This window comes from Paraburkholderia sp. Clong3, assembly GCF_050436485.1.
In the GTDB taxonomy this organism is placed as follows: domain Bacteria; phylum Pseudomonadota; class Gammaproteobacteria; order Burkholderiales; family Burkholderiaceae; genus Paraburkholderia; species Paraburkholderia tuberum.
Map to the genome: position 1 here is coordinate 911,107 of NZ_JBNDMH010000002.1, position 12,780 is coordinate 923,886.

Sequence of the window (12,780 nt, forward strand, 5' to 3'; positions counted from 1 at the left end):
TTGCGGGTCGGCGCGCGGCCCGGGGCGACGATGCAACCGCCGGGCCCGAAAACGGCTTGGGGACGCTTCGCGACCGGATCGGCCGCGCGTGCGGCGCGCGCAAAACCCGTATTTTGCCTTGCGGCGCGCCCGACGCGGGCAAAGCCGGCAATTCTAGCGGGCAATGGGGTGGGATTGGCGGGGAGTTGGGGGAAGCGGGCGATGCAGGAAGGCGCTTTGGCAGCGCGCCTGTCAGCGACGTTACGACTTCTTCGGATCCTTCGACACCCGCTTTGCCGATGGTGCGGGCGCGGGCCTGACCGGCCCGGCGACGTGCATGACGGCGCGGCGCGGTTGTCCGTGCGCGGCCGTCGCGGGTGCAGACCTGACCGGTCTGGCGGCGTGCCTGTCGGCTCGCGGCGGCTGTCCGTGCGCGGCCATCGCCGGCGCGGGGCCGCCCGGGTGCCCGAGCGGCGGATGCTCGCCGCCCGGATGCTCGCCGCCGCCCGGATGCTGCGGCAGACGACCGTCATGGCTCGCCATCACACGATGCAGTTCCTCACGGCGATGGAAAACCTCGGCGCGATGATCGCCATGAGAATAGAACTGACGATGCCGGACGCCGTCCCGGCCGACGACCCAGATATATGTATCGCCGCCGACGATCACCACATCGCGATCGACCACATTGGCGACGTACACATCGGTCGGCAACGGCTGATACGCGGTCACGGTCACTTCGTCGACCCGGTTCGGGGCGCTGACGAGCCGGCCTTGCCCACCGGTCACGCAGCCCGCGAGAAAGGTAGCGCACGCAGCCGACGCCAACAGCGCGTTGGTGATGGTTTTCAAGTTCATTCCCCGGTTTGTATTGGTTATTTGTCGAGCGACGCCCGTTTAACGGTCGGCGTTCTGCATTCTTGAGATATGAATCGACGACCAAAGAAATGAGCGGGTAAACGCGCAGGCGCAAACGCATGCCCGGCGCGCATCGCCTGATGAATTGATCCAACTGGGAAAAATAGAAAGAAATAGAAAGAAATAACGCAAAAATTCCGGCGCGTTTCACCCGCCCGATCCGCGCTTAATTGCCGCCCGCATTGCCGTCTTCAGACTTCGCGTCGTCCCAGTTCATCCGGTGTCGATTAACGGTCTCGGTATGCCGCGCGTCGTCCTCGGTGTGGAGGTAAAGACTGGTCGTGTTCAGCGAAACGTGGCCGAGGTTGTCGCGGATCGTGCGCAGATCGACGCCGCCGTCCGCCTGATGCGAACCGGCCGTATGCCGCAGCCAGTGCGCCGACGCGCGCTCGAGCTCGTCGGCGCGATCGGCGAATTCGGGACCGCGCGCACGCAGCCACTTGGCCGCGCCCGCGAAGATGCCCTTGATCGCGTCGTGAATCGCCGAGCGCGACAGGCAGCGGTTGCGGCCCTTGAACGGCAGCACGAGCGGCGTTTCCTCGGCGCGGGTCGGCAGGGCGGCGAGGCCATTGAGCGTGCGGTAGCTGCGCAGCTCCTGAACCAGTTCGGCCGACACCGGCACGATCCGCTCCTTGTCGCCCTTGCCGAGCGTCTCGAGCCACCACTGGTCCTGACCATCGGCGCCGAGCCTTCTGAAGAACTGGCCCATCTGCCCGCCGGCCACCTCGGAAATGCGCATGCCCTGCAAATAGAACAGCGTGGTCAGCCAGCGGCAACGCGCGTAGTACGCGCGTTGCGCATCGGTATCTTGCGGCAGCTGCTCGACGAACAGCTTCACTTCGTCCCACAGCGACGTCGACAGATAGCGCGTCACGCGCGGCGCCGAGCGCTTCGCGCGTTGTCGCAGGAGCGCCATCGGATTGCCGCGCAGATAGCCGGCATTGACGAGCCACGTGAACATCGTGTTCAGGATGATCAGCGCCTGGCGCTGGCTGGCCGGCGACAGCGGCCCGTTGAACGGCCGCCAGCGCGCGTCGCCGCGCGCGTACTTGCCGCCGTTCGCCGACACCCAGCGCGTGGCCGGCTGCGGATCGGCGATGAACGTCTTGAACAGCAGCAGATCCTCGTGCGTCAGCGACGACAGCGGCTTGCCGAGCTGCACGACGGCCCACAGCAGCAGCCGCTCCGCTTCCTTGCGGTAGTTGTCGAAGGTGGTCTTGGTGTCCGCGTAATTGGACAGCCAGGCGCGCACGGCGTCGAGGTCGTTGCGCGCCGATAGCTGCGAGTTTTCCGCCGCGCCGCGATTGGTGCCGTCGCGGCCATCGAGCAGTTCCGGCACGACGAGCGATTCGACGGGCTGGACGGTGGCGAGCTCAGCGTTCGGGGCAGCTTTCGGCACGGCTTTGGACACGGTTCGGGACACTCCTCGGGCGCACGCCGGTTGGCGTCATTCTGCTCCGCTCAGGTGCTGTCAGAAGCGCTTGCCTGAAAAGAAAGCAGTGCCCACTCTGTTGCGGACGAAACGCGAAACCCTATCACACAGTCGGCTGCGCCTGGCGCGAAACAGCCGGGTGCGCTCAAGCTTCGACGCGGTGACGATCGATCGGCATATAGTGATGCAGGGCGCCGCTCGTTTTCCGCCCGCTATAGTCGCCGTCTATTAGTGGCATTGCCGTATTCGAATTCTATTGAACTTTGTCCTCGCCTATATTCGAATAGGAGTGGAGCGCCGACCGGAGTCAGCCGTTACGGACATCGGCTGCGTTGCCCTCGACCCTGGATTTCATGAGTGCACTGCCGAGCCATTCGGCTGACTGTCGGGTTTTCGGGTCGTCAAATTGCCACGCAAGCCTGACACGATGACAAACGCATAACAAGTACCTTGCATGGGATTGGAGAAAGTACCCAGGCACCGACTCCGATCGACAACGGTGACATCCTCCAAAGGAGAGAACGCATGTCAAACGAAGCAAAGTGCCCGTTCATCCATACCGCCGGCGGCGGGACGACCAATCGGGACTGGTGGCCGAAGCAATTGCGCCTCGACCTGCTCAACCAGCATTCGAACCGCTCCAATCCGCTAGACCAGGACTTCAACTATGCCGAGGCATTCAAGAGCCTCGACTACGCCGCGGTCAAGAAAGACCTCGCCGCGCTGATGACCGATTCGCAGCCCTGGTGGCCCGCGGACTTCGGCCACTACGGCCCGCTGTTTATCCGTATGGCATGGCATGCCGCCGGCACGTACCGCATCGGCGACGGCCGCGGCGGCGCAGGGCGCGGCCAGCAGCGTTTCGCGCCGCTCAATAGCTGGCCGGACAACGTGAGCCTCGACAAGGCTCGCCGGCTGCTATGGCCGATCAAGCAGAAATACGGCCAGAAAATTTCGTGGGGCGACCTGCTGATCCTGACCGGCAACGTCGCGCTCGAAACGATGGGCTTCAAGACTTTTGGTTTCGGCGGCGGCCGCGAGGACACGTGGGAACCGGACCAGGACGTCTACTGGGGCAATGAAAAAACCTGGCTCGGCGGCGACGTGCGCTACGGCAAGGGAGCGGCCGGCAGGGAAGACGACGAAGGCGTGCTGGTCGCCGACGAGGAGCTGCACGGCACCGAAAAGAGCCGTACCGATCCGCCCGGCCGCAACCTCGAAAACCCGCTCGGCGCGGTGCAGATGGGCCTGATCTACGTGAATCCGGAAGGCCCGGACGGCAATCCCGATCCGCTCGCCGCGGCAGTCGACATCCGCGAAACGTTCGGCCGCATGGCGATGAACGACGAGGAAACGGTCGCGCTGATCGCCGGCGGCCACACGTTCGGCAAGACGCACGGCGCGGGGCCGGCCGATAACGTCGGTCCGGAACCGGAAAGTGCCGGTCTCGAGGCCCAGGGGCTCGGCTGGCGCAACAGCTTCGGCACCGGCAAGGGCGGCGACACGATCACGAGCGGTATCGAAGTCACGTGGACCGCGACGCCGACGCAGTGGGACATGAGCTACTTCCAGAGCCTGTTCGGCCACGAGTGGGAGCTGACGAAGAGTCCGGCGGGTGCGAACCAGTGGGTCGCGAAGGACGCGCAGGCCACGTATCCGCACGCGCACGACCCATCGAAGAAAGTGCTGCCGACGATGCTGACGACCGACCTGTCGCTCCGCCTCGACCCGATCTACGAAAAGATCTCGCGCCGCTTCATGGCCAACCCCGACGAGTTCGCCGACGCGTTCGCGCGCGCGTGGTTCAAGCTGACGCACCGCGACATGGGTCCGCGCGCCCGCTATCTTGGCCCGGAAGTGCCGTCGGAGCAACTGCTGTGGCAGGACCCGATTCCGGCCGTCGATCACCCGCTCGTCGACGACAAGGACGTCGCGGCGCTGAAGCAGAAGATCCTCGCGTCGGGGCTGTCGGTGTCGCAGCTGGTCACGACCGCGTGGGCCTCGGCTTCGACGTTCCGCGGCTCGGACAAGCGCGGCGGCGCCAACGGCGCGCGCATCCGGCTCGCACCGCAGAAGGACTGGGCCGTCAACCAGCCCGCTGAGCTCGAGAAGGTGCTGAAGGTGCTCGAAGGCATCCAGAGCGAGTTCAACGGTGCGCAGTCCGGCGGCAAGAAGATTTCGCTTGCCGACCTGATCGTGCTGGCGGGTGGCGCCGGTATCGAGCAGACCGCGAAGAACGCCGGGCAGCAGGTGACGGTGCCGTTCTCGCCGGGTCGCATGGATGCGTTGCCGGAGCAGACCGACGTCGAAGCGATCGCGGTGCTGGAGCCGGTCCACGACGGCTTCCGCAACTATCTGGGCGGCAAGTTCCCGGTGGCGGCGGAGAAGCTGCTGATCGACAAGGCGCAACTTCTAACGTTGACGGCGCCAGAGATGACGGTGCTGATCGGCGGCCTGCGCGTGCTGAAGGTGGGCGCTGGCAAAGAAGGTGTGCTGACGAACAAGCCGGAAACGCTGTCCAACGACTTCTTCCGCAATCTGCTCGACATGGGCACGGAATGGACGCCGGTGTCGGAGGCCGCGGAAACGTTCGAAGGTGCCGACACGAAGAGCGGCGAGGTCAAGTGGACCGGTACGCGCGTCGATCTGGTGTTCGGCTCGAACTCGGTGCTGCGCGCCTTAAGCGAGGTCTACGCGAGCGAGGACGGCAAGGAGAAATTCGTGCGCGACTTCGTTGCCGCGTGGGTCAAGGTGATGAATCTGGATCGTTTCGATCTGGCTTGATCCGGCCAGTGCTGGCGAGTGGTTCTTTGCCACGTCGCCGTAGTTTTTGAAGGTGGATTTGCGAAGTCATCGAGCGCGCTTGCCGGGATGCCGGCAAGCGCGCTTTTTCTTCGCCTCGTCGCTGCTTCTGCGCCGCCGCCTTTCAGATGTTCGAGCACCGGGTGCCGATGACACCCGTGCTGCCCGTAACCAGAATGGTCATGCAATTTCCATCGCCCCACCGGAGGCTGCCACTCAGACCATTTTCAACACCACCCTGAAACGCGCGTGACCGCTCATCATCCGGTCGAAGGCCTGCGCTGCCTCGGCGAGCGGATACTCTTCGATCATCGGCTTGACACCAGTGAGCGCGCTGAACGCGAGCGTGTCCTGCGAATCGGCCGAGGTGCCGGAGGGCCAGCCTTGCACCGAGTTGCGTCCCATGATGAACTGCACGATCGGCACTTCGACCGGCTCTTCGGACACGCCGACCATCACGAGCTTGCCGTTCAGGCCGAGACCGCCGAGCGTCGCGGTCATCGCCTTGCCGCTCGTCACCGTGGCGAGTATCAGCTTCGCGCCGCCCAGTGCCTGCAGCTTCTCGGCGACGTTTTCCGTTTTGCTGTCGATGTAGTGATGCGCGCCCAGTTGCTGCGCGAGCGGGGCCTTGTCCTGACCGCGCGCGATCGCCACCGTGCGAAAGCCCATCTTGCGCGCGAACTGCACGCCGAGATGACCGAGGCCGCCGATCCCGAGAATCGCGACCACCTCACCGGCGCGCGCGCCGCTATTGCGTATCGCGTTGAACGTCGTGATGCCCGCGCAGAGCAGCGGCGCGGCATCGACGTCGGACAGATCGTCGGGAATGCGCGCCAGGGCTTCGACCGGGGCCACCATGTATTCGGCGTAGCCGCCGTCGTAGCTGATGCCGGGGATGAGGGCGAACTTGCACAGCACGAAGTCGCCCTGGCGGCAGTGTTCGCATTTGCCGCAATGCCCGCCGTGCCAGCCGACCCCGACACGCTGCCCGACCTGCCAGCCCTCGACACCCGCACCGACCGAATCGATCACGCCCGCGATCTCGTGACCGGGCACACGCGGATAGGCCAGGCCCGGCCACAGGCCTTCCTTGGTCATCGCATCGCTATGGCAGATGCCGCAGGCCTGAATCCTGATACGCACGTGACCCGCGCCCGCCTCGGGCACTTCGCGTTCGACCAGTTCGAGCGGGCCGCCGGCCTGCTTCACTTCGACTGCTTTCATCGTGGGCATCATGTTCTTCCTTTCCAGTGACGAACGGGACAAGAGGGGAACAAACTCCAACATGATAGGCCGCGTCCAGGCGGCTCGCCAGAAAGAAGCCGCCGCCGCATGGCTGATGGCGATGACATCCGATGTAATTGGCGAGCCGCGCGGCTGCCTCTACTCTTCGACTACCGCGCCGTCGCTCCGATGGCGCACACGTCAAGGAGATACCATGTCCAGCTATCCAGTTCACACGATCGAGTCCGCTCCCGAGCAATCGAAACCCGTGCTCCGCAAACTGCAGCAGGCGTTCGGCCTGATTCCGAACATCGCGGCCAAGATGGCGGCTTCACCGGTGCTGATCAACGGCTTCATCGGCCTGTTCGAGCGCGTGCATGCGAGCAGTCTGACCGAACCGGAGATCCAGACGCTGCTGCTCACCAACGCCGTGACGAACGCGAGCGAATGGGCGGTTGCGTTTCATACCGCGCTCGGCTTGAACGCGGGCCTGCGCCGCGCCGATGTCGAGGCGATCCGCCACGGCGGCGTGCCCGACGACACGAGGCTCGCGGCGCTGTCGACGCTCGCGCGCACGCTGATCGAAAAACGCGGCCGCCTCGCCGACGAGGACCGGCGACGCTTTCTCGCGGCAGGTTTCAGCGCGGAGCAGATTCTCGAGGTGGTCGCGGTGGTCGCCGCGTCGACGATCACGAACTACACCGGCAGCGTGACCGAGCCGCCGCTCGAAACGCAGTTCGCCGAATTCGCGTGGCACGCGCCCGCGCGCTGAAGCGGTCCCGTTCAGGCATCAACAGGAGGGCAACACCATGAACGTCACGAGTCACGATCCGAAAGTGCAGCCGGGCGATCTCGGCGGTCTGTTGCGCTATTGGCGTGACGTGCGTGGCGTGAGTCAGCTCGATCTGTCGCTCGAGGCCGGCATCTCGCAGCGGCAGATCAGCTTCATCGAAAGCGGGCGCAGCGTGCCGGGCCGCAACACGCTGCTGACGCTTGCGCAGACCCTCGATGTGCCGCTGCGCGAGCGCAATGCGCTGCTGCTTGCCGCGGGTTATGCACCGATCTATTCGGAAGCACCGTGGAATGCGCAGGAAATGCACGGCGTGGTTCGCGCGCTCGAACGGGTCGTGCGTCAGCATGAGCCGTTTCCGGCGCTCGTGATGGACCGCGACTGGAACGTGCTGATGACCAACGACGCGGCCCCGCGCTTCTTCAACTGCTTCATCGACATGACCGCGCGCGAAGGCCCGCGCAACATGCTGCATCTGATCTTCGATCCACATGGCATGCGTCCGTTCGTCGCCGAGTGGGAGGAGGTCGCGCGAAGTCTGTTGCAACGCGTGTATCGCGAGTCGGTCGGTCATGTAATCGGCGCCAACACGAAGCGTCTACTCGATGAACTGCTTGCGTATCCCGACGTGCCGCGCGACTGGAAGACGCATCATGGCTCTTCCGCGACACCCGCGACGCTGCCGATGGTTCCGCTCGGCTTCATCAGCGAAGGCGTGGTGCTGCGCTATTTCTCGATGGTCACGACCGTGGGCACACCGCAAAACGTGGCCGCGCAGGAGTTGCGCATCGAATGCATGTTCCCCGCCGACGACGCCACCGAAGCAAGGCACCAGCAGCTGTTCGCCGCGCATGCGTTCCCGCAACCTCCAATATCGGCAAACCGTATGCCGTGATATAGCGATGTCTTCGGTTTTTGGGCGATCATCCGAGTCGATCAGGTTGAGCAATCCGACGCCACTCTGGTTCCGCCGTGCGCCCAGTTCGCGCGCGGCCATCATCTCCGACTTCGGCGACGTGACCGAGGTGCTCGCGCGTGCAGCTTCTTCGCGGCCGATGTGCAGGTAGGCGCGGGTCCCTTTCCCGGCCTCTATCTGCAAGAACTCGAGAAAATGGCCGACATCGACGCGTCGGCGTTGTTTTCGTAGTGCTTGACCCAGATCAAGCCGCCCGCCACGCCGGGGCTCATGATGCAAGCGCGTGACGCATTACGTTCCCGCCGGCGCTAGCCGACGCATGACACGACCAGGTTCAGGCGCGAACACGTTTGCCGCCACGCATCGTGTTTCATTCCGGCCATAGGAGAAGTCCGTCATGAAAGCACTCGTTTATCACGGTCCCGGCAAAAAGTCGCTCGACGAACGGCCGATACCCGAACTCACGGCGCCCACCGATGCAATCGTCAAAGTCGCCCGCACGACGATCTGCGGCACCGATCTGCACATTCTCAAAGGCGACGTGCCGACCTGCGAACCGGGCCGCATTCTCGGCCACGAAGGCGTCGGTGTCGTGCATCAGGTCGGCGAGGCGGTGAACGGGCTCGCGGCCGGCGATCACGTGCTGATCTCGTGCATCACCTCGTGCGGCCGCTGCGACTACTGCCGGCGCGGCATGTATTCGCATTGCACGACGGGCGGCTGGATTCTCGGTAACCGGATCGACGGCACGCAGGCCGAATATGTGCGCATTCCGCATGCGCAGAGCAGTCTGTACCGCATTCCGGCTGGCCTCGACGAAGAGGCGCTCGTGATGCTGTCCGACATTCTGCCGACCGGCTTCGAGTGCGGCGTGCTCAACGGCAAGGTTCAGCCGGGCTGCACCGTGGCGATCGTCGGCGCGGGGCCGATCGGTCTCGCTGCGCTGTTGACCGCGCAGTTCTACTCGCCGGCGCAGATCATCATGATCGATCCCGACGCGAACCGGCTCGAGGTCGCGCAACGCTTCGGCGCGACCGCTTGCATCGACAACGCGCGTGCCGATGCGGTCGCCCAAGTGCTGAAGCTGACCGAATCGGTAGGCGCCGACTGCGTGATCGAGGCGGTCGGCATTCCGCCGACGTTCGAGCTTTGCCAGCAGCTGGTCGCGCCGGGTGGAACGATCGCGAACATCGGCGTGCACGGCGTCAAGTGCGATCTGCATCTGGAAAAGCTGTGGGATCGCAACATCGCGATCACGACGCGTCTCGTCGATACCGTCAGTACACCGATGCTGATGAAGACGGTCAAGGCGGGGCGGATCGATCCCACGCGTCTGATCACGCATCGCTTCCGGCTCGACGATATTCTTTCGGCTTACGAGACGTTCTCCCGCGCGTCGAGCACACGCGCGCTGAAGGTGTTGATCGAGGCGTCATCGGCGTCATAAGCGGTCCGCAGCCGGAGCATGGATCGCCATCGCCATGCGGATGTCGGCCTGCTTTCGTCGGTGTCGCCTGCCAGGCTGGATCAGGACCGGTTTTCGTGCGGGGTGTACCGCTATCGTCAGCGAATTCCAGATCAGTGAAGTCGAAAGCCGCACCGTTTCGGCGAGGCGGCTCGACATGACGCGCAGTTTGCCGAGAGCCAATAGCGTAATGGCAGGCATCGATGCGGGCGTTGACAATGACACACAAAGAAAGCGGCCCGCATGAGAGTGGACCGATTCAACTCTTTTGAGGCGCGCTCTGCGTTGCGTCGGGGCCTTCGGAACGCTGGCCATTGAGCCGGGACGTGCGTGCGCTGCACGCGGTATCCGTCCGGGTGACGTAAATACAGAGGGGTTTTTTGGGATGGTGTCCTGTTGCAAAATCGGGCCTCTTGAATTGACTGTGAGGCACGATGACTTCGCTTTTTCTCGACGCTTACCACAATGCCCGTGAGGGGTCACACGGACATTTCTTCTCGCGCAGCGTTCGCAAGTCGCAATACCTTCACATCCAGTCTCCCTGGATGTTCGATGTGATACGGTGGTTTCATTTTGCACTGCCGGCCAGCGCGCCTCGCGAGGGACGCGGCGATCTGGAGGAAGGCATGAAGGAGGCCCTAGCCGCGTGGTTGCGGTACGCCCCGTCCATATTGCTGTCCCACCAGTCGCACGAACTGCGCGATATGCTCGGTCGAAGTGACATCCGCGTTCATATGTACGGGATGAAGGATCATGAGGTTGCCAAAGCCCTGTACAACGAAGTGAAGGACGGTAGGCTGATCTTCGTCCCTGAGCGTGACGAGATGCGCGAGTGCGTGCAGGCGATACGGGAGCAGCGGGAAAAGGCTTCCCAGTCAGGCCTCGCGCGCGTGCAACAACCGGCCGACACGGACATGGCAAGCTCGCTATATGGCAACAGCCCGCGCGTGCCGCAGAATCTCGGCAATGCACAGCCGTTCGAGTACCAGCCAAATGCAATAAGTGATGATGTGCAAGACATCGCGGCGCGCGGAGTGAATGAAGTGCAGGAGGCGCAATGCTTCGCGGAGTATGAGCGAAATCTCGCCGAATGCAATCTCTACAAGGCAATGACTAATGTTGCCTATACCTTCATCGCTTGCAAGCAAAACGCCTTCACCCTCTATAACCAGTGCCGAGGATACTAAGAATGGTCGCCCCAAAATCGTTTGTTGTTTCGTATAACTCTGAATTGCAGCAATTCGAAGTATTCTCGGTCAAGGATGAGGACCTCGCCGCACTACGCGACAAAAATGTCATCGCGCCTTGGCGCCTCGAAGACATTCCCGGAGGTGAATTGACAGAAAACGTCGCAAATCGGCTCGGTGCGACAGCGCTCGGCATCCTCGCGATATTTCACCCCGAAGTGAAGCGGCGTTTGCGTGTGAAGCCGGATCAGTTCCCTCTGCCATAAGCCGCAAGGCATCAGCGCAGCGGGCTTTCTTATGGTCGCTTGGCGCGACCGGCTCGCTATCTGATCGAACGCTTGGCGCTACCGCGATCGGATTTACCCGAACTGCTCAGACGCACTGGTGCGCAGATGGGTTTTTTGCTATTGGGATAACGAGAGCGGCGACCGGGTACCGGATATCCCGAATGATATCCGCACGATGATGGAAGCCCTTGGCGGGACTATCTGGATTGACGAATACCGCGATTAGCGACGCGGGTGAAAATGCATTCGAACACGCGCAAATGATGGTGCCCAGTGTGTTGCAGCAAGCAAGGGGCACGATTGACTCAGATCAATCGCGGGTGCGGCGCGTGGTCGCGCCGTAGGCCTCTATACTGTGCGTCGTCAAACACGAAGCCCGTCGACGGCGCCTTGCCCGCCGGCTCTCGAAATCGGCAGCGCTCGAACCCGCACATCCATGGATACTGATTTGTCGTCGCCGCGCCGCTCACGGCTCGCGCGCGTGATCGAGGTTTTCATCGTCTTTCTGAAACTCGGGCTGACCAGTTTCGGCGGTCCGATCGCTCACATCGGCTACTTCCGGCGCGAGTTCGTCGAGCGGCGCCGCTGGCTCGACGATGAAGCCTTCACCGACCTGATCGGCCTGTGCCAATTTCTGCCGGGACCCGCGAGCAGCCAGGCGGGGTTTTCGATCGGGCTGCTGCGGGCCGGGTGGGGTGGGGGGCTAGCGGCCTGGTGCGGCTTCACGCTGCCGTCGGTACTCGTGATGCTGGCCTTTGCCGCGATCGCGCCGGACCTGGGCGGCGCGATCGGCATGGGCGTGATTCACGGCCTGAAGCTCGTCGCGGTGGCCGTCGTCGCGCAGGCTGTCTGGGACATGGCGCGGCGTCTGTGTCCGGATCGCCGCCGCGCGGCGATCGCGCTCGCATCGCTCGGATTGCTCAGTGTCCCAGGCACCGTCTACGCCCAACTGATCGTGATCGGCGCCGGCGCCGTGCTCGGTGTCGCGCTGTGCCGGAGCACGGCGGTGCAAGCGCCACGCGCCATTCCTCTGCGGGCCGGCGATTTTCAGGTGTCGCGCACGGCAGGCATCGTCGCGCTAATGGTCTTTTGCGCATTGCTGTTCGCGTTGCCGCTATGGGCGGCAAGCGGGACCTCGCAAGGCATCCGCGTATTCGATGCGTTCTATCGCTCCGGCGCGCTCGTGTTCGGAGGCGGCCACGTGGTGCTGCCGTTGTTGCAGCGGGCAACCGTCACGACCGGATGGGTCGCGCCCAACGACTTCCTGGCCGGCTATGGCGCGGCCCAGGCCGTACCCGGACCGCTGTTCACGTTCGCGGCGTTTCTCGGCTGGATGATGGCGCTGCCACCCAGACACTGGAGCGGCGCACTGCTGGCGACAGTGGGCATCTTTCTGCCGGGTCTGCTGCTCGTTCTCGCCGCATTGCCGTGGTGGCAGGCGCTGCGCGCGCGTGCGGCGATGGCGGCGGCGCTTGCCGGCGTCAATGCCGCGGTGGTCGGCCTGCTGGCCGCCGCGCTTTATTCGCCGGTGTGGACGAGCGCGGTCCTGTCGGCGACGGATTTCGCCGTGGCGTGCATCGGCTTTTTGCTGTTGCTGCGCTGGAAGGTGCCCCCGCTTGCGGTCGTCGTGCTGTGTGTGGCGGCCGGCGTCGCGCAAACGGTGCTGCACCCGCTCTGACAGAGCTGATCGCGCACGCCTTGCACAAGCACTGATTCCGCTAAGATCGTGCCGGAATTCACCGCCCTGAAAGACCGCGGCGCCACCAAGGCCCGATCTCAA

Annotated in this window: 11 protein-coding genes and 1 pseudogene; 8 read left to right on the forward strand and 4 right to left on the reverse strand. The window is 63.9% G+C overall.

Going from position 1 to position 12,780, the window contains the following annotated elements; all coding sequences use genetic code 11:
* Nucleotides 1-240: 240 nt before the first annotated feature.
* Nucleotides 241-837, reverse strand: coding sequence for a hypothetical protein (locus OKW30_RS08460; RefSeq protein WP_429346485.1), 597 nt, complete (start codon nucleotides 835-837; stop codon nucleotides 241-243).
* Nucleotides 838-1,063: 226 nt separating this feature from the next.
* Nucleotides 1,064-2,308, reverse strand: a complete 1,245-nt coding sequence (locus tag OKW30_RS08465; RefSeq protein WP_184065828.1) for a tyrosine-type recombinase/integrase — start codon at nucleotides 2,306-2,308, stop codon at nucleotides 1,064-1,066.
* Nucleotides 2,309-2,854: 546 nt separating this feature from the next.
* Between OKW30_RS08465 and katG the strand changes: the two genes are divergently transcribed.
* A complete protein-coding gene (gene katG / locus OKW30_RS08470) occupies nucleotides 2,855-5,113 on the forward strand; it encodes a catalase/peroxidase HPI (protein ID WP_429346486.1) in 2,259 nt (752 codons plus the stop codon).
* 234 nt (nucleotides 5,114-5,347) lie between these two features.
* Here the strand turns inward: katG and OKW30_RS08475 are convergent, their stop codons facing one another.
* The gene (locus OKW30_RS08475) at nucleotides 5,348-6,364 is read right to left on the reverse strand and encodes an alcohol dehydrogenase (protein WP_184065824.1); all 1,017 of its coding nucleotides are present in this window, start codon (nucleotides 6,362-6,364) and stop codon (nucleotides 5,348-5,350) included.
* Between the two features lie 205 nt (nucleotides 6,365-6,569).
* Between OKW30_RS08475 and OKW30_RS08480 the strand changes: the two genes are divergently transcribed.
* From OKW30_RS08480 to OKW30_RS08490, 3 genes are all read left to right on the forward strand, one after another.
* Nucleotides 6,570-7,127, forward strand: coding sequence for a carboxymuconolactone decarboxylase family protein (locus tag OKW30_RS08480; RefSeq protein WP_429346487.1), 558 nt, complete (start codon nucleotides 6,570-6,572; stop codon nucleotides 7,125-7,127).
* A gap of 37 nt (nucleotides 7,128-7,164) precedes the next feature.
* A complete protein-coding gene (locus OKW30_RS08485) occupies nucleotides 7,165-8,040 on the forward strand; it encodes a helix-turn-helix domain-containing protein (protein WP_429346488.1) in 876 nt (291 codons plus the stop codon).
* Between the two features lie 418 nt (nucleotides 8,041-8,458).
* A complete protein-coding gene (locus OKW30_RS08490; protein ID WP_184065820.1) occupies nucleotides 8,459-9,508 on the forward strand; it encodes a zinc-dependent alcohol dehydrogenase family protein in 1,050 nt (349 codons plus the stop codon).
* Here OKW30_RS08490 and OKW30_RS08495 read toward each other — a convergent pair.
* Complete coding sequence (locus tag OKW30_RS08495) at nucleotides 9,503-9,727, reverse strand: hypothetical protein (protein ID WP_429346489.1); 225 nt, start codon at nucleotides 9,725-9,727, stop codon at nucleotides 9,503-9,505. The two genes, OKW30_RS08490 and OKW30_RS08495, sit on opposite strands and share 6 nt — an antisense overlap.
* Nucleotides 9,728-9,960: 233 nt before the next feature.
* On the opposite strand from OKW30_RS08495, the gene OKW30_RS08500 reads away from it, so the two are divergent.
* From OKW30_RS08500 to chrA, 4 genes and pseudogenes are all read left to right on the forward strand, one after another.
* Complete coding sequence (locus OKW30_RS08500) at nucleotides 9,961-10,713, forward strand: hypothetical protein (RefSeq protein WP_429346490.1); 753 nt, start codon at nucleotides 9,961-9,963, stop codon at nucleotides 10,711-10,713.
* A gap of 2 nt (nucleotides 10,714-10,715) precedes the next feature.
* A complete protein-coding gene (locus OKW30_RS08505; protein WP_187631709.1) occupies nucleotides 10,716-10,979 on the forward strand; it encodes a hypothetical protein in 264 nt (87 codons plus the stop codon).
* 54 nt (nucleotides 10,980-11,033) lie between these two features.
* Nucleotides 11,034-11,226: pseudogene (locus OKW30_RS08510) on the forward strand (DUF4279 domain-containing protein); the annotation flags it as partial.
* 210 nt (nucleotides 11,227-11,436) lie between these two features.
* Entirely contained in the window at nucleotides 11,437-12,678 is a 1,242-nt protein-coding gene (chrA, locus tag OKW30_RS08515) for a chromate efflux transporter (protein ID WP_429346491.1), read from the forward strand.
* Nucleotides 12,679-12,780: the final 102 nt, after the last annotated feature.